Source organism: Embleya sp. NPDC005971 (assembly GCF_040629175.1).
Taxonomy (GTDB): Bacteria; Actinomycetota; Actinomycetes; order Streptomycetales; family Streptomycetaceae; genus Embleya.
The window spans coordinates 1-22,026 of sequence record NZ_JBEXUX010000077.1 but is presented as its reverse complement, the minus strand read 5'-3'; the positions used below and the strand labels follow the sequence as shown (position 1 = coordinate 22,026).

The 22,026-nt window shown below is 72.7% G+C and carries 17 protein-coding genes; 10 read left to right on the top strand and 7 right to left on the bottom strand.

What is annotated here, in order from left to right:
• Positions 1 to 1,692: 1,692 nt before the first annotated feature.
• Positions 1,693 to 2,814 (bottom strand): alkene reductase, encoded by a 1,122-nt coding sequence (locus tag ABZ374_RS41060; protein WP_360322196.1) that lies wholly within the window; start codon positions 2,812 to 2,814, stop codon positions 1,693 to 1,695.
• Between the two features lie 187 nt (positions 2,815 to 3,001).
• Here ABZ374_RS41060 and ABZ374_RS41055 point away from each other — a divergent pair, with 187 nt between their 5' ends.
• On the top strand, positions 3,002 to 3,973 hold the full coding sequence (locus tag ABZ374_RS41055; protein ID WP_360322193.1) for a helix-turn-helix transcriptional regulator: 972 nt from the start codon (positions 3,002 to 3,004) through the stop codon (positions 3,971 to 3,973).
• A gap of 144 nt (positions 3,974 to 4,117) precedes the next feature.
• On the opposite strand, the gene ABZ374_RS41050 is transcribed toward ABZ374_RS41055, so the two are convergent.
• Positions 4,118 to 5,482 carry an aminotransferase class I/II-fold pyridoxal phosphate-dependent enzyme gene (locus tag ABZ374_RS41050; RefSeq protein WP_360322190.1) on the bottom strand — a complete coding sequence of 455 codons (1,365 nt, stop codon included), beginning with the start codon at positions 5,480 to 5,482 and terminating at the stop codon, positions 4,118 to 4,120.
• Between the two features lie 409 nt (positions 5,483 to 5,891).
• Here ABZ374_RS41050 and ABZ374_RS41045 point away from each other — a divergent pair, with 409 nt between their 5' ends.
• The 6 genes from ABZ374_RS41045 (at position 5,892) to ABZ374_RS41020 (ending at position 13,803) form a co-directional block, all read left to right on the top strand.
• Entirely contained in the window at positions 5,892 to 7,139 is a 1,248-nt protein-coding gene (locus tag ABZ374_RS41045) for a sensor histidine kinase (protein ID WP_360322187.1), read from the top strand.
• A 153-nt stretch (positions 7,140 to 7,292) separates the two neighbouring features.
• Positions 7,293 to 7,982 (top strand): TetR family transcriptional regulator, encoded by a 690-nt coding sequence (locus ABZ374_RS41040; RefSeq protein WP_360322184.1) that lies wholly within the window; start codon positions 7,293 to 7,295, stop codon positions 7,980 to 7,982.
• 212 nt (positions 7,983 to 8,194) lie between these two features.
• The gene (locus tag ABZ374_RS41035; RefSeq protein ID WP_360322181.1) at positions 8,195 to 9,625 is read left to right on the top strand and encodes an amidase; all 1,431 of its coding nucleotides are present in this window, start codon (positions 8,195 to 8,197) and stop codon (positions 9,623 to 9,625) included.
• 561 nt (positions 9,626 to 10,186) lie between these two features.
• Complete coding sequence (locus tag ABZ374_RS41030; protein WP_360322178.1) at positions 10,187 to 10,990, top strand: peptidoglycan-binding protein; 804 nt, start codon at positions 10,187 to 10,189, stop codon at positions 10,988 to 10,990.
• A gap of 190 nt (positions 10,991 to 11,180) precedes the next feature.
• The gene (locus ABZ374_RS41025) at positions 11,181 to 12,167 is read left to right on the top strand and encodes an aldo/keto reductase (RefSeq protein ID WP_360322175.1); all 987 of its coding nucleotides are present in this window, start codon (positions 11,181 to 11,183) and stop codon (positions 12,165 to 12,167) included.
• 142 nt (positions 12,168 to 12,309) lie between these two features.
• Positions 12,310 to 13,803: an amidohydrolase family protein gene (locus ABZ374_RS41020; RefSeq protein ID WP_360322172.1), complete on the top strand. Its 1,494-nt coding sequence runs from the start codon at positions 12,310 to 12,312 to the stop codon at positions 13,801 to 13,803.
• A 36-nt stretch (positions 13,804 to 13,839) separates the two neighbouring features.
• Here the strand turns inward: ABZ374_RS41020 and ABZ374_RS41015 are convergent, their stop codons facing one another.
• The 5 genes from ABZ374_RS41015 to ABZ374_RS40995 form a co-directional block, all read right to left on the bottom strand.
• Positions 13,840 to 15,111, bottom strand: coding sequence for a sensor histidine kinase (locus tag ABZ374_RS41015; RefSeq protein ID WP_360322169.1), 1,272 nt, complete (start codon positions 15,109 to 15,111; stop codon positions 13,840 to 13,842).
• A gap of 408 nt (positions 15,112 to 15,519) precedes the next feature.
• Positions 15,520 to 16,128 carry a CmcI family methyltransferase gene (locus ABZ374_RS41010; RefSeq protein WP_360322259.1) on the bottom strand — a complete coding sequence of 203 codons (609 nt, stop codon included), beginning with the start codon at positions 16,126 to 16,128 and terminating at the stop codon, positions 15,520 to 15,522.
• A gap of 109 nt (positions 16,129 to 16,237) precedes the next feature.
• Positions 16,238 to 16,618, bottom strand: a complete 381-nt coding sequence (locus ABZ374_RS41005) for a MerR family transcriptional regulator (RefSeq protein ID WP_360322166.1) — start codon at positions 16,616 to 16,618, stop codon at positions 16,238 to 16,240.
• Between the two features lie 27 nt (positions 16,619 to 16,645).
• Positions 16,646 to 17,053, bottom strand: a complete 408-nt coding sequence (locus ABZ374_RS41000; protein ID WP_360322163.1) for a nuclear transport factor 2 family protein — start codon at positions 17,051 to 17,053, stop codon at positions 16,646 to 16,648.
• Positions 17,054 to 17,235: 182 nt separating this feature from the next.
• Complete coding sequence (locus tag ABZ374_RS40995) at positions 17,236 to 17,790, bottom strand: TetR/AcrR family transcriptional regulator (protein WP_360322256.1); 555 nt, start codon at positions 17,788 to 17,790, stop codon at positions 17,236 to 17,238.
• 242 nt (positions 17,791 to 18,032) lie between these two features.
• Here ABZ374_RS40995 and ABZ374_RS40990 point away from each other — a divergent pair, with 242 nt between their 5' ends.
• The 3 genes from ABZ374_RS40990 (at position 18,033) to ABZ374_RS40980 (ending at position 21,925) form a co-directional block, all read left to right on the top strand.
• Positions 18,033 to 19,253: a cytochrome P450 gene (locus tag ABZ374_RS40990; protein ID WP_360322160.1), complete on the top strand. Its 1,221-nt coding sequence runs from the start codon at positions 18,033 to 18,035 to the stop codon at positions 19,251 to 19,253.
• A gap of 20 nt (positions 19,254 to 19,273) precedes the next feature.
• On the top strand, positions 19,274 to 19,465 hold the full coding sequence (locus tag ABZ374_RS40985; RefSeq protein WP_360322253.1) for a ferredoxin: 192 nt from the start codon (positions 19,274 to 19,276) through the stop codon (positions 19,463 to 19,465).
• Positions 19,466 to 19,660: 195 nt separating this feature from the next.
• Positions 19,661 to 21,925, top strand: a complete 2,265-nt coding sequence (locus tag ABZ374_RS40980) for a glycoside hydrolase family 3 C-terminal domain-containing protein (RefSeq protein WP_360322157.1) — start codon at positions 19,661 to 19,663, stop codon at positions 21,923 to 21,925.
• Positions 21,926 to 22,026 lie beyond the last annotated feature (101 nt).

Sequence of the window (22,026 nt, the reverse complement as noted above, 5' to 3'; positions counted from 1 at the left end):
GTGCGCAACCCCGCCTGCGGCACGCACCCCCGCCGGCCGGTCCCACAAAACCGCAGGTCAGTGGAACCCCGGGTGCGGGAAACCGTCTCGGGATCCGGATCGTGACCCTTCAGGGCTCACGGACGGCTCTCCGCCCGGCAGCCCCGGCCCCAAACGCCAACCGAGAGCCATGACCCACGCGAAACCCGCCACCAGAGTGCGCAACCCCGCCTGCGGCACGCACCCCCGCCGGCCGGTCCCACAAAACCGCAGGTCAGTGGAACCCCGGGTGCGGGAAACCGTCTCGGGATCCGGGTCGTAACCCTTCAGGGCTCACGGGTGGCTCTCCGGCCGGCCGCGCCGACCCGAAACGCCCACCGAGAGCCATGACCCACGCGAAACCCGCCACCGGAGTGCACGAACCGGCCCACGGCACCCACCCTCGCCGACCGCTCCCACAAAACCGCAGGTCAGCGCGAAACAGCGAGCCCGAAGTCGCCCCACGATCCGGATCGAGACCCGCCCAACCCACCGGCAGCCCTTCCACCCGCGCACCCACCCCGAAACGCCTGCCGAAACGGCCCGACCCACTCGGAAAGGCTCCCCGGCGGACCCGACGAAAGCACCCACCCGCTCCGCCGTTGCCAGCGCCTTTCCCGCCGAGCAACACCCGGGTCTCGCCGGGGAGCCCAAGGCTCCCGGCCACCGGTGACCGTGGGACCAGGCCGATCTCCGCCAATCCACGCCGACCGTTTAGCACAAAGCCACCCGCGCCCAACCCAACCAAAATGCGACCGCCGGTCGCGAACGCCCGGCCCACTCGGCAAGGCTCCCCGGCGGACCTGACCGGGCCGCCCTCCCGCTCCGCCGTTGCCGGCGCCTTTCCCGGCGAGCAACGCCCGCGTCTCGCCGGGGAGTCCAGGGCTCCCGGCCGCCGATGACCGTGGGACCAGGTCGATCTCCACCAGCCCACGCCGACCGTTTAGCACAAAGCCACCCGCCGCCGACCAAAGCGCGACCGCCGGCCGCAAACGCCCGACCCACCCGGGAAGGCTCCCCGGCGAACCTCGCCGGGCCGCCCTCTCTCCGCGCCGTTGCCAGCGCCTTTCCGGCGAGCAACGCCCGCGCCTCGCCGGGGAGTCCAGGGCTCCTGACCGCCGGTGACCGTGGGACCGGGCCAACCTCCGCCAATCCACGCCGACCGTTTAGCACTGAGCCACCCGCTGCCGACCCAAACGCAACCGCAGGCCACAAACACCCGACCCACTCGCAAAGGTCCCCCGGCGGACCCGACGAAAGCGCCCACCCGCTCCGCCGTTGCCGGCGCCTTTCCCGCCGAGCAACACCCACATCTCGCCGGAGAGCTCAGGGCTCCCGGCCGCCGGTGACCCCGGGACCAGGACCACCTCCGCCGATCCACGCCGACCGTTTAGCACTGAGCCACCCGCGCCCAACCCCACCAAGACGCGACCGCCGCCCACAAAGCACCCGCCCCACCCGGAAAGGCCCCCGGCGAACCCAACCGAACCGCCCGGGCCGCATCGCCCTCGGGCCCGACCGGGTCCGCCCAACCTGGTCCGCCCAATCGAGGGTCCGCACACCCGAGTCCGCACACCCGAGTCCGCCCAACCGAGGGTCCGCCCAACCTGGTCCGCTCACCCGGGGGTCCGCCCAACCCCGAGGGTCCGCCCAACCGAGTCCGCCCACCCGGACCTACCCAACCGTCAGCGCCGGATAGTCCAAATACCCCTCCGCCCCGCCCCCATACAGCCCGCTCGCGCGTGGTGTCGCGAGTTTGGCGTCGGTGGCGATGCGTTGTGGCAGGTCCGGGTTGGCCAGGAACAGCCGGCCGAAGGCGTAGACGTCGGCGAGGCCGCTGCGGAGCGCCCGTTCGGCCTGCTCGCGGTCGCCGGGCTCGGGGCCGTCGTAGCTGCCCACCAACATGCCCCGCCAGCGCGGACGCAGATCCTCCAGCGCCGGATACTCCCCGGACTGCACCACGTGCAGGTAGGCCAGGCCCATCCGGTCCAGCGCGGCCGCCAATCGGTGGTAGCGCCGGGCCGGGTCGGCCTCGACGATGTCGTGCAGCCGGTTGTCCGGCGAGATGCGCAGCGCGGTGCGTCCCGGCCCGATCGCGGCGGCGACGGCCTCGACCAGGTCGACCACGAAGCGGATCCGGTCGGCGTAGGCGTCGGTGCGCAGGTTGGCGCTGTCGGAGAGGAACTGGGCCGGCAGATAGCCGTAGGCGGCGTTGATCTCCACCCCGTCGAAGCCGGCGTCCACGGCGTTGCGGGCCGCCGCCGCGTGCGCCTCGATCGTCTCGACGACCTCGCCCGGCAACATCCGCCGGGGCCGGACGTAGTCCTTCGGGCCGGCGGCGGTGTGGATGACGCCGTGCGCGACGGCGACGGCGGACGGCGCAACGGGCCGCTCGCCGTCGAGGAGGTCGGGGTGGCTGACCCGGCCCACGTGCCAGAGCTGGGCGAAGATCCGACCGCCCGCGCCGTGCACGGCTCCGGTGACCCGGCGCCAGCCCTCGACCTGGGCGGCATCGGTCAGGCCGGGGACGCCGGGCCCGCCCTTGCCGAGGCGATGCGGCCAGATTCCTTCGCTCACGATCAGGCCGGCGGCGGCCCGCTGGGTGTAGTACTCGGCCATCATCGCCGTCGGAACGCCGGTGGCGTCGTCGGCCCGGGAGCGGGTCATCGGCGCCATCGCCACGCGGTTGGGCAGCCGCAGGGCGGGGCCGTGGTACGGGTCGAGCAGGGGAGAGGGCGCGGTGGACGGCGCCCGGTCGGCGTCGGTCGGTACGGCCAGGACGGCATCGGTGTTCATGGCGATCTCCCGGGTCGTGATCGGTTGCCCCGCCGACGACTCGACCGAGGAGGACTCGACCGGGGGGTGCCCCGAGCCTGCCGCAGCGCGGCCGGGGCACCCAGACCCCTGTTCGGCTTACGACCGGTGGTCCTACCACCGCCAGGGTCAGGCTCGACCGCCCTCGTGGGAGTCGGCACTGCGGATAATGGGCGGCATGAACGATCGGGCCGAAGCAGCAGCGCAGGCGACGGAGGCGGAGGCAGCGGCGGAGGTGACACGAGCGGCGGAAATCGGCGGCGAGCCGATCGATCCGCGCGCCGAACTGAGCGAGTTCCTGCGCAATCGGCGAGCCCGGCTGCGTCCGGAGGACGTCGGCCTGGCCGACTCGGCCGGGCGGCATCGGCGCGTGCCGGGACTGCGCCGCGAGGAACTGGCCCGGTTGGCCGGTGTGTCGGTCGCCTACCTCACCCGGCTCGAACAGGGCCGGGGCCACAACGTGTCCGAGGAGGTCCTCGACGCCGTCGCCCGGGCCCTGCGGTTGACCGACGCCGAGGCGGAGTACCTCGACCACCTGATCCGGTGTCAACGCCGCAGGCGCACCGAACCCCCGCCGCAGCGGCAAGTGCGGGGCGCACTCCGGGGATTGCTGGCCGCCCTGGACGGGGTGCCGGCGTACGTGACCGGGCAGCGGTCGGACATCCTGGCCTGGAACCCGATGGCGGCGGCGCTGTTCGGCGACTGGGACCGGCTGCCGGCCCGGGAACGCAACTGGGCCCGGCTGGTGTTCCTGCGCCCGGACCAGCGCGCCTTGTTCGTCGACTGGGAGGCCAAGGCCGCCGACATCGTCGGCGCCCTGCGGCTGGACGCGGGTTGCCATCCGGACGACCCGCGCCTCTCCGCCCTTGTTGGCGAACTCTCGGTCAAGAGCCGGGAGTTCCGCAGTCTGTGGGCCAGGCACGACATCCGGGAACAACACCACGGCGCGATCCGCCTGCACCACCCGCTGGTCGGCGACCTGGACCTGTCCTTCGAATCACTGCGTCTACCCGACGACTCGGAACAATCCCTGACCATGTACCACGCCCGACCGGGCTCCCCCACGGCGGAAAACCTGCGCCTGCTTGCCAGTTGGGGCCCGGCCACGAACACGCCGGACGTGCCGACCCGCAACGCCTGAGCCCCGGGAGCCGGCACGATCCGGCTCCCGTTCCGCGCCGCCCCTCGCCCGCGTCCCGCCCCTGCGCCGAGGGGCCGGCCGACCTCGCCGGCGGGTCGCCGTGGGTCCTCCGCGCCCGCCGTCGCAGGCGGGGCGGGGCCGAGGTCAGGCCGGTGTTTCGAGGGGCGTGCGTCGTGCCCGCCGGTCCGGAGCCGCGGGCCGGCGGGGTGCGGTGTCGGCCAGGGTGGCGATCCGGTGGTGGGCCGGGTCGACGTGGCCGGCGCAGTCCGCGCCCAGCAGGGCGCTGCGCAGGATGTGGGTGTCGTTGCGGTCGGCGACCGCGCGCGGGTGTCGGCCCAGGAAGTCCAGGACGCGCACGTGCAGCATGCTCAGGTGGACGGGGTGTTCGGCATCCGCCGGGTCGGTGTGCACGATGTGCCGGCTGGCGGTCGCGACGGAGGACAGCCGCGGACGGGGTTCGCCGGACAGGGCCAGGTAGGTCAGGATGTCCAGTTCCGGTTCCTGATACAGCATCAGCTCCGGCTCGCCGTCGATCAGGTCGCGCCAGCGGCGGGTGTCGCGCAGTCTGCCCGCGAGCAGCCGGCCCAGGCCGTCGGGGGTCGGCGGCAGGGCGCGCAGGGTCAGCCACAGGGCCGCCGCGGTGACGTCGGAAGGAGCCTGATCGAGGCCGGATTCACCCGGGTGGGTGCCCCCATGTGGGCGGTCGCCGGTGCGGACCAGCAGTACGCCGCACGCGTGCGGGTGCAGCCCCCGTCGGTGCGGGTCCACGGCCACCGAGTCGCAGTCGGCGATCGCGCGAAGGTGCCGGGCGGTGGGGGTGTCGCGCAGTTCGTCCGCGTCGACCACCAGGGTGAAGAACCCGCCGTGGGTGGCGTCCACGTGTACTCGCACGTCGTGCTCGCGGCACAGCGCCAGGATGTCGGCGATCGGGTCGACCGCGCCGAGCGTGGCGGTGCCGGCGCCGACCACGAGCGTGCCGACGGGTTCCTTGGCCAATAGCGTCGCGAGCGCGTCGACGTCGATCCGACCGGCCGTGTCGGTGCGGACCGGGTACGCCGGCACGCGCAGCACATCGCACCTGCGTTCGTGTGCGGGGTAGCCGTCCGTGCCGTGTGCGATGCCGCGTTCGGGGTGGGCCTCGCGGGCCAGCCGGAGCGCCTCCAGGTTGGCCATGGCACCGCCCGAGGTCAGCCGGCCGTACGCGCAGGGCAGGCCGAACATCGCCGCCAGTTCGGCGACGACCTCCTCCGCCGGCGAGGCCGCGCCCGGATCGCCGTCGCCGATCCCCTCCCCGGCCTCGACGAGCGTGGCTGCGAGCCGGCCGATCAGCGCGGCCCGATGCGGCGGCTCGACCGGATCCCCGGTCCGGACCGGCGACGGCCGCCCGCCACGCAGCCGCGCCGCCAGGTCCACCAGGTGCGGTTCGAAACGGTCTCCGTCGCCGGCCCGCGCGTCGGCCCACGCGGACCAGGTGTCGAATGCCTCGGTCAGCCGGCGACGAGTGTCCATGATGTCCCTCCGGATGCAACGGTTTGACGGGATCGCCCGGCGGCTCGACACCCGCGACCCGGCCCCGGGGTTGGCACACCGAGGACGCCTGCGGGATCGGATCGGGCGGGATGCGGGGGATCGTACCCCGGCGAAAAATCCGGATATTCAGACTTCCCGACCGACTCTCGATCATGCACAGCCGGACCCGGATGCCCGCCGGCCCGGGGACGCGCCGGACCGGTACCCCGGTCCCGAGATCGCCGTGAAGCAGGACTCGGGTCCGGGGTCGAGATCGTCACTGCGGTGGTGTGCCGCAGCCGCCGGACCCGATGGAATGGAGAAGGGGGCTCCATGCCCGGACCACCGACCACTCGACCACTCGACCACTCGACCACCACCACCGACCATCAGCTAAGGAGACCCGAGAATGGGGTCCGACCACCCGCCGGCGGCCTCGGCACTACCCGGCAGGGTCATCACCGCGAGCCGAGGCGCGGGGACGCACGCACGAGTGCGGCGCAGGTTCGCGAACCCTTTCGCGTACCGCAACGACCTGATGCTCGTGATCGCCTCCGTCGCCCTCGATTCGCTCGCCTTCGTCACGACCTCCGGGGCCGGCTCCGCCGGCGCGGCCACGGCGGTGATCGGGTTCGGATCGGCGATCGTGGGTGCCGTGGCCCTGCTCGCGCGACACCGGTATCCGATGCAGGTGTTGACCGCCGTGGCGCTGATCCAGGCGGTCTTCGTCCTGGCTACCGACATGGCCACGCACAGCTTCGGATGTGCGCTGATGATCGCGCTGTACACCGTGGCCCGGTTTCGCCCACCTCTCGACATCGGCCTCGCCGCCGGCCAGGCGGTGGCGGCCCAGCTGTTGCGGGCGCTGCCCGCCACCGGCGAGCCGTTGAGCCAGTCGATCGCGTCCGGCCTGGGCGGCGCCGTCCTGGTGGTCACGGTCGGCATCGGCACCGCCAAGTGGCAGCAACAACTGGCCATCAACCGGCAGTTGCGCGCGGACCGGGCGGTGACCGAGGAACGGCGGCGGATCGCCCGGGAGTTGCACGACATCGTGGCGCACCACATCACCACGATGTACCTGATGTCGGGAGGCGCCCGGGCGACCCTGGAGCGCGATCCCGAAACGGCCCGCGAGGCGCTGTTCACGCTGGAGGCGTCCGGGCGCACCGCGCTGGGCGAGATGCGCCAGTTGCTCGGCGTACTGCGCAGCACCGAGAACCCCGAGGAGGCGCCCTCGGAGCCGCAGCCGGGGATGCCCGAGATCCACCGGCTGATCACCGAGTCGCGCGCGGCCGGCCTGCCGATCGAGTACGAGGAGTTCGGCGAGCGGCAGGCGTTGTCGCCCGCGACCGGGCTGACCCTGTACCGGATCGTGCAGGAGGCGCTCACCAACACGCGCAAACACTCGGGGGCCGCGCGGGCGTCGGTCCGGGTGCGGCATCTGGCCGATCGGGTGGTGCTGGAGGTGCTCGACGACGGTGTGGGCGGCTCGGCGCCGCCGAGCGGTATCAGCGGCAGCGGCTACGGCCTGATGGGCATGCGCGAGCGGGTGGCCCTGCACGGCGGCACCCTGGAGGCCGGGCACCGCCCCGAAGGGGGCTTCCGCGTCGTCGCCGACGTACCCCTGCCGCCGAGCGAACCCGCCTGGGCGGGCTGACCCCGAAGCGGTCGTCGGCTGCCGGCGTCGGGTGCGGGCGTCGGGTGGGTCGGTGGGTCGATATCGTGTGGGGCGCCTCGGGGTCCTGGCGGGGCGCCGTGGTGGTTCGTCGACCCGGGCGTGGGTGCCTCGGTGACCGGTGGGGAGTGGGTTGTGGCGCCTGATCCGGAGCCGACGCGGCGGAAGCTGATCGACGCGGCCACCCTGTTGTTCGCCGAGCGCGGCGTCGGTGCGGTCTCCCGGGCCGAGATCGGGCGCGCGGCGGGTCAGCGGAACACGGCGGCGCTGGTGTACCACTTCGGCAACCTGGACGGGATCCTGCGGGTGATCCTCGACGATCATGTCGAGCGGATCCGGGAACGGCGCCTGGCCCTGCTCTCGGCCGCGATGACCGAATCGCCGACCGCCGTGCGGCCCGTGATCGAGGCTTTGGTACGGCCGATCGCCGACCTGTTGATCGGCAACTGGCGGGACCGGGCGCACCTGCGGATCCATGCCGAGGTGACCAACCAGGTGTGGTCCACCGCCGAAGTACGGGAGTTGTCGCGGCGCGGCGGCGCGGACGAGGCGCACCGCGAGTTGGCCCGTCGTTGCCCGGGGATCCCGGCGGACGTGCGACGCGAACGCGATCTGCTGGTCGCGGCGTTCGTCGCGCGCGCCTCGGGAGCGCGGGCCCGGGCGCTGGCCGAGGGGCGCGCACCGGGCGACTTCCCGCTGTCCCACCCCCGATTCGTCGCCAACCTGATCGACGTCGGGGTCGCGGCGGTGACCGCCCCGGTGAGTGACGAGGTGCGGGGCGAGGCGCACGACGAGGTGCGGGAGGATGGGCGCGAGGCCGGGTAGCCCGCCCCCGTTCCCTCGCGGTAACCCGCCGCCCCGGCGACCCGACGTGTCCCTGCGCCCCGACGTCCCTGCGCCCCGGCGACACCCGGGACCGGCCCCGACCGATCCGCCGAAGCCTGATGAATCAATTCCCCACGCTTTGCATCTTGTCAATTTAACTCGCGCTAGTTAACTTCTCCGGGACGCAATTCTCCGAATTCACAGGGGCCCGAATGGACACCGACGAACTCCTGGACCGACACGACGCGGTCGGCCTGGCCGACCTGGTCCGGACCGGCCACCTCTCCCCGCACGAGCTCCTGGACGCGGTGGCGGCGCGCGTCGCCACGCGCAACCCGGTCGTGAACGCCGTCGTGTCGACGCGCCTCGACCAGGCACGTCGGGAGATCGACCGCGGCCTGCCCGACGGCCCCCTGCGCGGCGTGCCGTTCGCGCTCAAGGACATCGGCTGCGATATCGCGGGCCTGGCCACCACCAACGGTTCACGCCTGTTCGCCGACGCGATCGCCGAGCGGGACGGCGAGTTGGCCACCCGCTACCGGCGTGCCGGCCTGGTCCTGATCGGCAAGACGAACACCTCGGAATTCGGCAAGAATTCCAGCACCGAACCGCGCCTGCACGGCCCCACCCGCAACCCCTGGCGCACCTCGCACTCGGCGGGCGGCTCGTCCGGCGGATCCGCAGCCGCGGTCGCCGCCGGCATCCTGCCGGTCGCGCACGCCAACGACGGCGGCGGCTCGACCCGCATCCCGGCCTCCTACTGCGGCCTGTTCGGCCTCAAGCCGTCCCGAGGGCGGGTCCCCGACGACCAAGGGGAGGGCGCGCTCGCATATCCGTTCGCGGCCAACCACGCGGTGACCAGGACCGTCCGGGACAGCGCCGCGCTCCTGGACGCGGTGGCCGGACCCAGGTGGGGGGACGCCCACCCGGAACTGCCCCCGCCGAGCGAGGGATCGTTCCTGGCCGCCCTGCGCACCCCACCCGGCCGGCTCCGGATCGGCGTGACCCCCGGCAGCGCGGCCGACCACCCCACCGCGGTCGACGCGGTGGCCCGGGTCGCCGGCGTCCTGGCCGACCTGGGACACCACGTCGAGGAGGCCGCGCCCGCCTGGGATGCCGCCGCCGCGTCCCGGGCGGCGGGCGTGGTGATGGCCGCCTCGGTCGCCGCGCAGATCCAGGACCGCCTCACCGTGCTGGGTCGGGACCTGGCCGAGGACGACGTGGAGCCGTTCACCCGCTTCCTGCACGACCGCCTGGCCGGCAGCACCGCCGTGGACCTGCACCGCGCGCTGCGCACCGCCGAGCGGACCGGCCGCCAAATAGCCCCTTTCTTCGCGGAGTTCGACATCTGGCTGTGCCCCACGGTCGCCGTCCCGGTGCCCCGCCTGGGCGTCCTGGACACGGCCGATCCGGCATCGATGATCCGCAACGCACCGGCCACCGTCACCTATACCCAGGTCTTCAACATCTGCGGCCTCCCCGCCGCGAGCGTCCCGGCCGGATTCGACCCGGCCGGCCTGCCGGTCGGCGTGCAGATCGGCGGCCGGATGGGCGCCGAAGCCGTACTCCTGCAACTCGCGGCACAACTGGAGACCGCGATCCCCTGGCCCTGGCAGGCTCCTTGGCCCGCACCCGGCGCGTGAGCACCGGGGCTGCCGGCCCCGGCTGCTCGGGACTGTAGGCCGGGCACGACGCACCGCGAAGGCGAGAGCGGGCGCGGGCCGAGCGGCGCGGATCGGGTGGTTCGGTGGCCCCAGCGCACCTGCACCGACCGCGCGCGTCATCGGCGTTCGCGTCCGCCCTCGCCTCCGTCGCCTGCCGGCGGCGCGGCGTACTCCCCCTTCGGCCGCACGCTCGGCACCCCCCGCGGGCGAGCCGCGCGGTCCACCGGTCGCGAAACGCGCTGCGGCCATCCTCGCGCCGACCTCGGGACCCGCGAAATCCCATATTCCTGGGAGGAATTCGGGAACCCTTCGACAACGGCCGGTGTGATCATACGATGATCCGACTACTGATCGTCATCGAACATACACTCGTGGTACACATCGCAGGTCACAGGGTATGACCGAATCGACGTCATTGTGCGCCTCGTGCCGGTCGCGGGGTGCGCCCGAGGTGCGGCCGGGCCCACCGGAACGGGGCCTCCCGTCTCGGCCGTCGTGTATACGTTCCGCCCGGCGTGAAACGTGAAATGGGGGGCGTCCATGGCTACATGGGACGACCTGATCGCACATCTGCAAGCCGTCCCCGAGGGTGTCTACGAGGGCTGGGACGCCCAGGACGGGTACGACAATCACACCAAGTGGGGCCGAGAATTCGGCGAGGACGGCGTCCCGTGGTGCGTCATCTTCGACTGGTGCATGTACAACGACGTCGGTCTCGCCCACCTGGTGCCCAAGGTGGACAACGTGTCCGCGTTCGCCGACTGGGCGCGGGCTCGCAATCAGTGGTCGGAGTACCCGAGTTGGGGCGCATGGGTCGACTTCGGCAACGGGGCGCACACCGAGATCGTGGTGCGCTTCGACGACGTGCACGTCTACACGAAGGGCGGCAACACCATCCCGACCGGTGGCGACGCGGGCCAGGGCAATGGCGTGTACTCGCACACGTTCCGCCGCACCGATCCGCGGGTGACCGGCTATCTCGCGCCCCGTTTTCCGGACGGATGCCCACCCACCGCGGATCCGCACGATCCGCGCGGCGGCGCGCCGAGCACCGGGAGACCCTCGGTCGCCCTCGCGAACGTGATCGACTCGGCCCGGCTCGACCCGCCTGCGGCACAGGGCGCCGCGGCGCATCGCACCGACGTACTGCTGGTCGAACAGGCGCTCCAGGCCGAGGGGTTGCTCGCGTCCGGCCTGGTCGACGGGTCCTACGGCACCGCGACGATCCGGGCGTACGCCGCCTACCAGCGCCGGCTGGGCTTCTCCGGCACCGACGCCGACGGCATCCCGGGCCAGAGCTCGCTGACCCGCCTCGGCCGGCAGCACGGCTTCCGCGTGAGCTGACCTCCCCGACGCGTGCCGACCGACGAATCCGACGACCGACCGAAGGAGGCCCGTACGACGACGCGAAGCGCGCGGCCGGCGCACCGGCGCCGCGCGTTTCGCCGTCGTGGGTTGACCTGGAGTGCGCTCCAGGTAGTTGACTCCCGTTCCGGGCCCGAGACGACGGGCCCCGGAACGGGAGGAAAAACCCATGAAGTACCGCACCATAGGCAGCGATCCGAGCACCCGGCGCGAGGTGAGCGTGCTCGCGCTCGGTGCGATGCTCTTCGGCACCCGGACCGACGAGCGGACCTCCTTCGCGGTGTTGGACCACTACGTCGAGGCCGGTGGCACCTTCATCGACACCTCCGACAACTACGCGTTCTGGGAGGACGGCGGCGTCGGCGGCCAGAGCGAGGCGCTGCTCGGGCGCTGGCGGCGCAGCCGCGGCGTCGGCGACGAGATCGTGATCGCCACCAAGCTCGGCGCCGCCCCACTGGCACCGGGCACCGGCTTCCTCGACAACCCCGAGGGCCTGTCCGCGAAGGTGATCCGCGAGGCGGCCGAGCGCAGCCGCGAACGACTGGGCGTGGATCGGCTCGACCTGCTCTACGCGCACATCGAGGACCGGACCGTGCCGCTGCGCGAAACCGTCGAGGGTTTCGGCGAGTTGGTCCTGGAGGGCACGGTCGGGCTGCTGGGCGTGAGCAACCACGCGATGTGGCGGGTGGAGCGGGCCCGCGCGCTGGCGGCGGCGGCCGGGGTGCCCGGCTACGAGGTGTTGCAGTACCAGCACAGCCACCTGCGGCCCCGCTACGACATGCCCGACGCGCTGTTCCCGGACGGCAGCCTCGGGCACGCGGGCCCCGACCTGCTCGGCTACCTGCGGGCCGAGCCGGAGCTGACCCTGGTCGCCTACTCGCCGCTGTTGGGCGGTGCCTACGAGCGCGCGGACAAGCCGCTGCCGCCGGACTACGACCACCCGGGCACACCCGCGCGGTTGGCGGTGCTGCGCGAGGTGGCGAAGGAGACCGGGGCCACGGTGAACCAGGTGGTGCTGGCCTGGCAGTCGGGCGGCCCGTTGCCGATCGTCCCGCTCGCCGGCGCCTCCTCGGTCGAGCAGTTGGCGGAGAACCTGGCCGCGGTGGACCTGGAACTGTCCCCGGACCAGCGCGCCCGACTGGACGCGGCGCGGTAGCCGGCCCGCCACGACCGGTCCCACTCGCGCGCTATCGCGATCCCGCTCGCGATGTGCTGGTCGGAGTACACGAAGACGCGCCCGGGATTTCGGTCGCCCGGACGGATCCGCCGCGGCATCGCAGTGCCTACGCTCTCGTGTCATGACGCCATCAGCCGCTGTGCCGTCCGGGACCCACGACCTCGTACTGCGGGGCGGTCGCGTGCTCGATCCGGAAACCGGGTTCGACGCGATCGCCGACGTGGGCGTGACCGCCGGCGCGATCAGCGCCGTCTCCCGGGAGCCACTGACCGGCCTGCGCACGCTGGACGCGCGAGGTCTGGTGGTGGCCCCGGGCTTCATCGACATGCACAGCCATTCGCACGACGTGGCCGGCCACCGGCTCCAGGCCCTGGACGGGGTCACCACCGCGCTCGACCTGGAAGCCGGCCTGTCGCCGGTCGACGAGGGCTATCGGCAGGCGGGCGCCGAGGGCCGGCCACTCAACTACGGCTTCTCCGCGTCCTGGTGTCAGGCCCGGATGACGGCCGTCGGCGGGCTTCCGCACGGTGGTGGCATGGGCGTCGCGCTCGCCCAGCTCGGCACGACCGCGTGGCAGCGCGAGGCGGACGACCGCCAGGTGGACGAACTGCTCGAACTGCTGCGCCGGGACCTCGCCGCCGGGGCGCTCGGGATCGGGATCGTGGTCGGCTACGCGCCTCGGGTCAAGCCCGAGGAATACCTGGCGGTCTCGCGGTTGGCCGCGGATGCGGGCCGCCCGACGTACACGCACGCCCGCAACCTGGTCGAGCAGGACGAGCACACCCTCGTCGACGGCGCCGAGGAGATCGCCCGCGCGGCGGCCGAGACCGGTGTGCACGCGCACTACTGCCACGTGCAGTCCACGTCGCTGCGGCACAGCGACCGGGTGATGCGGCTGATGGACGACGTACGCGCCGAAGGCGGCCGGGTCTCCACCGAGGTCTACCCCTACGGCGCCGGGATGACGGCCATCGGCGCGGCCTTCCTCGCCCCCGAGAACCTCGGCTGGGCCGACATCAAGCCCTCCGACATCGTCTACGCCCCCACCGGCGAACGCCCGGCCGATGCCGCGCGGTTGCGCGAGTTGCGCGCCAAGGACCCGGGCGGCCTGGCCGTCGTGCACTTCCTGGACGAGACCGACCCGCACGATCGCGCGTTCGTGGACCGGGCCCTGCTGCATCCGGACAGCGTGGTCGGCTCCGACGCGATGCCGTTGACCTGGACGAACGGGCCGGCCGACCCGATGGCCTGGCCGCTGCCGCCGAGCGCGATGACCCACCCCCGCACCTCGGGTACCTTCTCGAAGGTGCTGCGCCGCTACGTGCGCGAACAGGGCGCGCTGACCCTGATGGACGCGGTCGCGCGCAGCAGCTTCGGGCCCGCGCGCATCCTCCAGGACAGCGTGCCCTCGATGCGGCGCAAGGGGCGGGTGCAGGCCGGCTGCGACGCGGACCTGATCGTCTTCGACCCGGACACCGTCACCGACCAGGCCACCTACGAGCACAGCACGCGCCCGTCCACCGGCTACGCCCATGTCCTGGTCGGCGGTGTACCCGTGGTGCAGGACGGCGTCCTGTGCCTCGACGCCCTCCCGGGCACCGCGGTCCGGGTCTGACCCCACGACGGTCGCCGCCGGGGGAAATCGGGGATCCTAGCCGCCCGGCGGCGGTGGCGACGTGCTCAGGGGCAGGGTCAGGTGCACGCGGAAGCCGCCGTCCGGGCATGGGCCGGCGGTGAGCGTGCCGCCGAGGATCTTGGCTCGTTCCCGCATGCCGATCAGGCCGTGGCCGGTGCCCGGGCCGGCCTGCGGTCGGGGTGCGTCGGCGCGCGCGTCGTCGTTGGCGATGCTGACGCAGAGCCGGTCGGACAGGTGCCGTATCCGGACGTCGGCGCGGGGCGTCCCGGCGTGCTTGACCACATTGGTCAACGCCTCCTGGACGATGCGATAGACGCACAGTTCGAGGCCGGGGGCCAGGTGCCTCGGCACGCCCTCGGTGGTCAGCGCGACGGTGACCCCGACCGTGCCCATGCGCTCGGCCAGATCGGCGAGTCGGTCCAGCCCGGGCATCGGATCGGCGGCGCCGTCGACGCCGTCGGCCCGCCGGTCCGCGCCCCCGCCGTCCTCGTCGAAGTCGACCCGAAGCAGCGACAACAACCGGCGCATCTCGTCCAACGCGTCCCGCCCGACCTCCCCGATCACGTCCAGCGCGGCACGCGCCGCGCGGGGATCGGAGTCGAAGACGTACGAGGCCAGGCCCACCTGCACGGTGATCACCGACATGTGATGTGCCACCACGTCGTGCAACTCCCGGGCGATCCGGACCCGTTCGTCGACGATCGCCCGCCGGGCGCGTTCCTCCTGTTCGCGTTCCAATCGTGCGGTCAGCAGGATCAGTTGTCGATTGCGCTGCGCGAGTCTGCGGATGGCGTCGCCGATCACCAGCGCGAACATCGGGACGAGCACGGCCTGGGCGAGCACCAGCGCGAGCCCCAACCTGCCCCGCACCCCGCTGTAGGCGACCACGACGGCGACGAACCCGGCCCCCATGGCGGCGCTCCGCGGCGGCCGCAGGCCGGCCACGGTCACCAGGGCGATCACCGGCGCCCAGAAGTTCAACGAAGGTTGGTAGCCGGCGGCCAGGTACACCACGTAGATCGACCCGGAGGCGATCAGCACCGGTACCGGAGCGCGCCGGCGCAGCGCGAGTGGCAACACCAGGGCGCAGGTCAGCAGGTACGCGGTCGCGTCGAAGCGCGCCCATCCGTCGGGGTGGAACTGCTGCCCGGCCACGCACCCCCCGGCGGCCATCGCCACCGCCAGGATCGCGTCGACCACCCCCGGGGCCGGGCGCCGGATCAGCGCCCGGACGTGGCCACGCCCGGGCCGTTCCCGGCGCGAGCCGCGCGGCCTGTCGCCGAACACTGGGCCTCCGGCTCCGCCGCCCGGTGGGCGGTACCCGTTCGTTTCTGCCCGGCTCGTTCACGCCGGGCCGGCGACGGTCGACGGAAGGCGGGACGGATCCCGGTGGTCCGCACCGAACCCCCGTCGCCCGAGCCCCCGTACCCCGCGCCGCGTCCACGTCCTACCGCACGCACCGCGCTTCCGTCTCCCGTCGACCACCCCGCGCCACCGCCCGGCGTCCTTCGACGCCGCCCGGCCGAGCACAACGTTAGGGAACCGGCGCCGGCTCGACATTCCCCCCTCGGATGACAACCGGATCGAACCCCGGCGGTATACCCCGCGCCGACTCCACCCGTCGCGGTATGCCGTTCGTGCCCGCCGCGCCGCGCGCACCCGGCCGGCAACCGGCAGCGGGGGCGCCGCGGCGGATCAGCAGGCGTGCGCGGTCCGTTGCAGCCACCCGTGCGGGTGGCTGGTGACGCCGTGGAGTTCCAGGTCGCGCCGAGTGGTGAAGGCGCTGCCCTGTTCGCCGGCCGGCCAGTCGGCGACGGCGGGCAACACGCCGCCCGGCATGCCCTGCGGGCACAGGTCCGGGTCGTCGACGATGCCGTCCTCGACGACGAAGAACCCGCCCGTCGGGACCAGATGCGCGAAGTTGCGCAGCGCGGCGATGGTCGTGGCGTATTCGTGCAGGGTGTCCTCCACCACCAGGCAACGTGCACCGGGCGGGACCAGGTCCGCGACGCGGTCGGCGAGCCCCGGGTCGGTGACGTCGCCGGCCACCAGGGTGATCTCCCGGTCGAAGGCCGGATCGGCGGCCCGGAGCAGCCCGGCGGCGCGGTCCTGGTCGAGGTCCACCGAGATCACCCGGATCGCCTCGGGGACGCGCCCGTAGCCGGCCTGGGTACGCAACCGGTCGCGGAACCACAGGGCCGAGCCGCCCAGATGGGTGCCCGGTTCCACCACCACCTGCACGCGGGCGGACCACAACACGTGCTCGAACACGCGCAGATCCTCGGGAAACTTCTTGATCCGCAGCCCGGCGTACCAGTCCCGGACGTGTGTCGCCCACGGGCGCGCCGGTACTCCAGCAGTGTCGTCCCATGGTCGGCGGTGACGGTCGGCGGCAGGTGTGCGGCCTCGCTGATCAGTCCGGGAGGATGGAGCGGTACCAGTCGATCTTGCCCCGCAGGTGTCCCTGCTGGGTGCGCAACAGCGCGATCTGTCGCTCGACGGCGGTGTCGTGCTGTTCCAGCAGGGCTATCCGCTCGGCCAGCGACTCCTTGTCCCCCGTGCGCGCCAGTTCGGCGTAGCGCCGCATGTCCGCGATCGGCATGCCGGTGTCGCGCAGGCAGCGCAGGATGCCGAGCCATTGCAGGTCGTCCTCGGTGAAGCGGCGGTGGCCGCTGGGCGCCCGGTCCACGTCGGAGAGCAGGCCGATGCGTTCGTAGTAGCGCAGGGTGTCCAGGCTGAAGCCGGATCGTTCCGCCGTCTCGGCCGGGGTCAGGTAGCGCGTCACGGTGGTCATGAGCGCATTGTGCCCGCAGTGCACGTGTCACGGGGACTTGCTGTAGCCCAGGGCCTCGACGATGCGTCCGTCGCGGATCTGCATCAGGTTGACGCCCGCCACCCACGCGGTGTCCGCGTGTGCGTCGCCGAAGACCTCGTTGACCGGGCCGGCCCCGAAGGACACGTGCCACTTGATCACCGCGCGATCCCCGAACACGTACACGTCCTGCGGCTCGAAGTCGGTACCGGCGTCCGCCGCCAGGTCCTGCCAGAACCCCAGGCATGCGTCCAGGCCCTGGTAGCGGGTGCCCTCGGGGGCCGGTTGCACGCTCACCATCACGCAGTCGTCGGCGACCAGACCGACCAGCAGTGCCGGGTCGTGGGTGGTGAACGCGTCGTTGAACCGGGCGATGACCTCGGCGGTGCTCGGGGTCGTGGTGGTGGTGTCCGACATGGTGGTTACTCCCGTACTCCTCGACGAGGCGCGGTCGCGTGCCCTCGTGCCTGCTTCCGACGATGACCGGCTCACCCGTCGCGGCGGGCCGTGAAAGCAATCCTGCGACCGCCGCGCGACCCGAACAATTCCCTCCGGGGAATAAGCGCACGACGCAACCTCCCGCGGCGGTGAGGGTGTTGCTACCGCGTGGGGCCGTGTCCCGGCGCCGGGCGCAGGAGCAGCGGCAGGTAGACGTCGTCCACGATGTCGCGGATGACGGCGTCGTCGACGGGTGCCCCGAACAGCAGGATCTCGTTGCGCAGCAGGTCGGTCGCCACCGTGGCGCGGCGCGAGGTCGGCATCGTGGGCTCGATCTCGCCACGCTCGACCGCCCGTTCCAGGATGGCCCGGACCGACGAGGGGCCGGCGGTGTGGAAGCGGGCGTGGATCAGCCGGGCGAGTTCGGCGTCGCGACCCGTCTCGGCGAGCAGGCCGCGCAGGATCTCGCCGAGCGGACCGGCCAGTTTGGCGGAGATGCGCTCCAGGAGCGTGATCATGTCGCTGCGCAACGCCCCGGTGTCGGGCGGGTCGACGTCCGACACACCGGGCAACTTGAGCGCGTCGACGACCAGTTCGGCCCGACCGGACCAGCGGCGGTACAGCGTGGCCTTGCCGGTGCGGGCGCGCGCGGCCACCCGCTCCATGGTCAGGGCCGGGTAGCCCACCTCGACCAGCTCCGCCAGGGTCGCGGTCAGGATGGCCGACTCCAGTTCCTCGCCGCGCCGACGCGGCCCCTTGCGGTGGTCGATTGCCGCTTCGACCGCGATCCGACCGACTTTGGGTGACAGTTCGACTCCCTTGAGTCATGGAGAGACCGTTGCGTTCCCTGATCGAGGAGCCTAGCCTCCCAAGCAGAGAACCATTCGTTCTCTATGCGATCGGCGAATCCGATCATGCCCAACCATGCCCAATCCATGCGATGGCTGCGAGGGGATCGATGAACGAGACCGCTGCGACCTTTCGAACCGGACAGGCTCCCACCTACCCGAGCAACCGAACCTGCCCCTACCGACTCCCCGACTCCTACAACAGGCTGCGCGACCAACCGGGTTCGTTGCAGCGGGTGACCCTGTACGACGGCCGTCCGGTCTGGGTGGTGACCCGGCACGAGACGGCCCGCAGGTTGCTGGCCGACCCACGCCTGTCCTCCGACCGCACCCACCCCCACTTCCCGGCGACCTCGCCCCGCTTACGCGCGCTGAGCGACCGGCACCCGGGATTCATCAGCCTGGACCCGCCCGAGCACGGCCCCCGGCGGCGGATGACCATCGCCGAGTTCACCGTCCGGCGGATCAAGGGCATGCGCCCGGACGTCGAGCGCATCGTGCACGGCGCGATCGACGACCTGTTGGCCGCGGGCCCGCCCGCCGACCTGGTCGAGTTGTTCGCCCTGCCGGTGCCCTCGATGGTGATCTGTCGACTGCTCGGCGTCCCCTACGCGGACCACGACTTCTTCCAGGACGCGAGCCGGCGACTGCTCCAGGCCACCGACGGCGCGGACGCCCTCGCCGCACGCGACCGGCTCGAACGCTACCTGGACGAACTGGTCACCACCTTCGAGGCGAAACCCGGGCCGGGCCTGGTGTCCACCCTGGTCACCGAACAGCTCGCGACCGGCGCGATCGAGCGGGAGGAGCTGATCTCGACCGCGATCCTGCTGCTCGTCGCCGGTCACGAGACCACCGCGTCGATGACCTCGCTCAGCGTGATCACCCTCCTCGAACACCCCGATCAACACGCCGCGTTGCGCGCCGATCCCACGCTCGTGCCGGGCGCCGTCGAGGAATTGCTGCGCTACCTGGCCATCGCCGACCTCGCGGGCGGCCGGTTCGCCACGGCCGACATCGAGATCGACGGTCAGCTCATCCGGGCCGGTGAAGGGGTGGTCGTCACCAACTCCATCGCCAACCGCGACGGTTCGGTGTTCGAGGACCCGGACACCTTCGACGTGCGCCGCTCGGCCCACCAGCACATCGCCTTCGGCTACGGCGTGCACCAGTGCCTGGGGCAGAACCTGGCCCGCCTGGAACTGGAGATCATCCTCACCGCCCTGTTCGAGCGCATTCCGACCCTGCGTACGGCCGTTCCGATCGAACAACTGACGCTGCGCCCGGGCACCACGATCCAGGGCGTCAACGAACTCCCGGTCACCTGGTGAGCGACGCGAAGGCGACCGGCCTGCACGTCAGCGCCGACCGCACCGTGTGCGTCGGCGCCGGCCTGTGCGCACTGACCGCCCCCGAGGTCTTCGACCAGGACGACGACGGCCTGGTCACCGTCCTGACCCCCGATCCGGCCGCCGCGCTGCACCGCGGCGCCCGCCAGGCCGGCCGGCTGTGCCCGTCCGGCGCCATCCGCACCGTCGAATAGCCCGCCCGGGACCGGGCCGCGCGGGCGGCCCGGTCCCGGTGGCCCGGCCCGTGCCCGGTGATCGGCTCCCCCTCGGCGATGTCGGGCACCCTTGACCATCAAAACCGATCACCATATGGTTTTTACCGATCGCCGGCCGGCTTTCGTGGCGGGCAGCAGCCCGAGCCACCCAGGGACCCACCGATCGGAGTCGCCATGGCCGCGCACGACCTCACCCTGACCGACAAGGCCGCGTTGACCAGCGGCCTGGGCCAGATGACCACCAAGCCGATCGAACACGCGGGCATCCCGTCGGTCACCATGTCCGACGGCCCGCACGGGCTGCGCCTACAGCACCCCGACCACGAGCCCGGGCAACTCGACCTGCGCCCCGCCACCCCCGCCACGTGCTTCCCGCCCGCCGTCGCGCTGGGCAGCAGTTGGGACCCGGACCTCGCGCACCGCGTCGGCGCCGCACTCGCCGCCGAGGCCGCCGCACACGGCATCGGCGTCCTGCTCGGCCCCGGCATCAACATCAAGCGTTCGCCGCTGTGCGGGCGCAACTTCGAGTACTTCGCGGAGGATCCGACCCACTCCGCCGAATTCGGCGGCGCGGTGATCCGCGGCCTCCAGGAGAACGGCACCGGCGCGACGCTCAAGCACTACGCGGCCAACAACCAGGAAACCGACCGCATGCGGGTCAGCGCGGACATCGACGAACGTCCGCTGCGCGAGATCTACCTGCGCGCCTTCGAACGCATCGTGCGCCGCGACAAGCCGTGGGCGGTGATGTGCGCGTACAACGGCGTCAACGGCGTGCCCCTGTCCGAGAACACCCGGCTGCTCACCGACATCCTGCGCACCGAGTGGGGCTTCGAGGGTCTGGTGATGTCCGACTGGGGCGCCGTGCGCAACCGGGTCGCCGCGCTGCGCGCCGGACTCGACCTGGAGATGCCGCCGACCGGCGGCCGGACCGACCGCGAAGTGGTCGCCGCGGTCACCGCCGGCGAACTCGACGAGGCCGTGCTCGACCGGGCCGTCGAACGGCTCGTGCACTTCGCCCACCGGGCCGCGCGGCCCGCCGGCGACGGCTCGACCGCGCCGTACGACGAACACCACCGTCTCGCCGGCGAGGTCGCCGACCACAGCATCGTGCTGCTGCGCAACGAGGGTCCGCTGCTGCCCCTGGACCCCGGCTCGGGCACCGTGGCGGTGATCGGCGAACTCGCCCGCACCCCGCGCTTCCAGGGCGGCGGCAGCTCCCAGGTCACCCCCACCCGGGTGGACATCCCGCTCGACCACATCCGCGAACTCGCCGACGGCGCCCACGTCGAGTTCGCCCCCGGCTATCCACTCGCCGACGGCCCCGAACCCGACGCCGACCCGACCGAGGTGGCCGACCGGGCGGTGCGCCTGGCCGCCGCGAGCGACACCGTCGTGCTCTTCCTCGGCCTCGCCCAACAGGACGAGTCCGAGGGCTTCGACCGCGACCACATCGACCTGCCCGCCGACCAACTCGCCCTGCTCCACCGGGTCCTGGCGGTCAACCCGCGCGTGGCGGTGGTGCTCTCCAACGGCGGCATCGTGCGCACCGCGCCCTGGCACGATCGGGTGCCCGCGCTCGTCGAGGGTTTCCTGCTCGGCCAGGCCGGCGGCGGCGCCCTGGCTCGGGTGCTCTTCGGCGCGGTCAATCCCTCCGGCAAGCTCGCCGAGACCATCCCGCTGCGCCTGGAGGACTCCCCCAGCTTCCTGACCTTCCCCGGCGCGGAGGGCCACGTGCGGTACGGCGAGGGGGTGTTCGTCGGCTACCGGGGCTACGACGCGGCCCGCGTCGAGGTCGCCTTCCCGTTCGGACACGGCCTGTCGTACACCACCTTCGCCTATCGCGAGCTGAGCGTGGCCGGCGTCGACGACGGCGCCGGGATCGTGGTCCGGGTGACCGTCGCCAACACCGGCGAACGGGCCGGCCGCGAGGTGGTACAGATCTACTCCGCGGCGCCCTCCGGCTCGCCGGTGGAACGCCCGATCCGCGAACTGCGCGGGTTCGCCTCGGTCCGCCTCCGGCCGGGCGAGAGCCGCGAGGTGACGATCGAGTTCCCCCGCGCCGACCTGGCCTACTTCAGCGTGCGCGACCGGTGTTGGCGGATCGAGGGCGGTACCTACCGGATCGAGGCCGCCGCATCCTCGCGGGACGTGCGACTGTCCGCCGAACTGGCCGTCGCCGCCGACGCGGACACCGCCGAACTGGACGTGCGCAGCACCCTGGGCGAGTGGCTGGCCCACCCGATCGGCGGCCCGCTGCTGCTGGAACGACTGGCCCGATCCAACGCCGGCCTCACCAGCCGGCTGGCGGACGACGCGACGTTGCGGCGGGCCGCGCACAACGTCCCGCTGGAGGTGGTCGCCGACTTCGCCGGCGGCCTGATCGGCCGGGACGAACTGGCGGCGCTCGCCGACCGGGTCGCCGAGGCGACGGGCTGAGACCGGCGTCCCTGCGCTTCGTCGACATCCCCGGCGACGGCGGCACCAGGCTCGCCGCCAACGTGATCGCCCCCACCGGCGGCGCACCCGACACCCGCTAC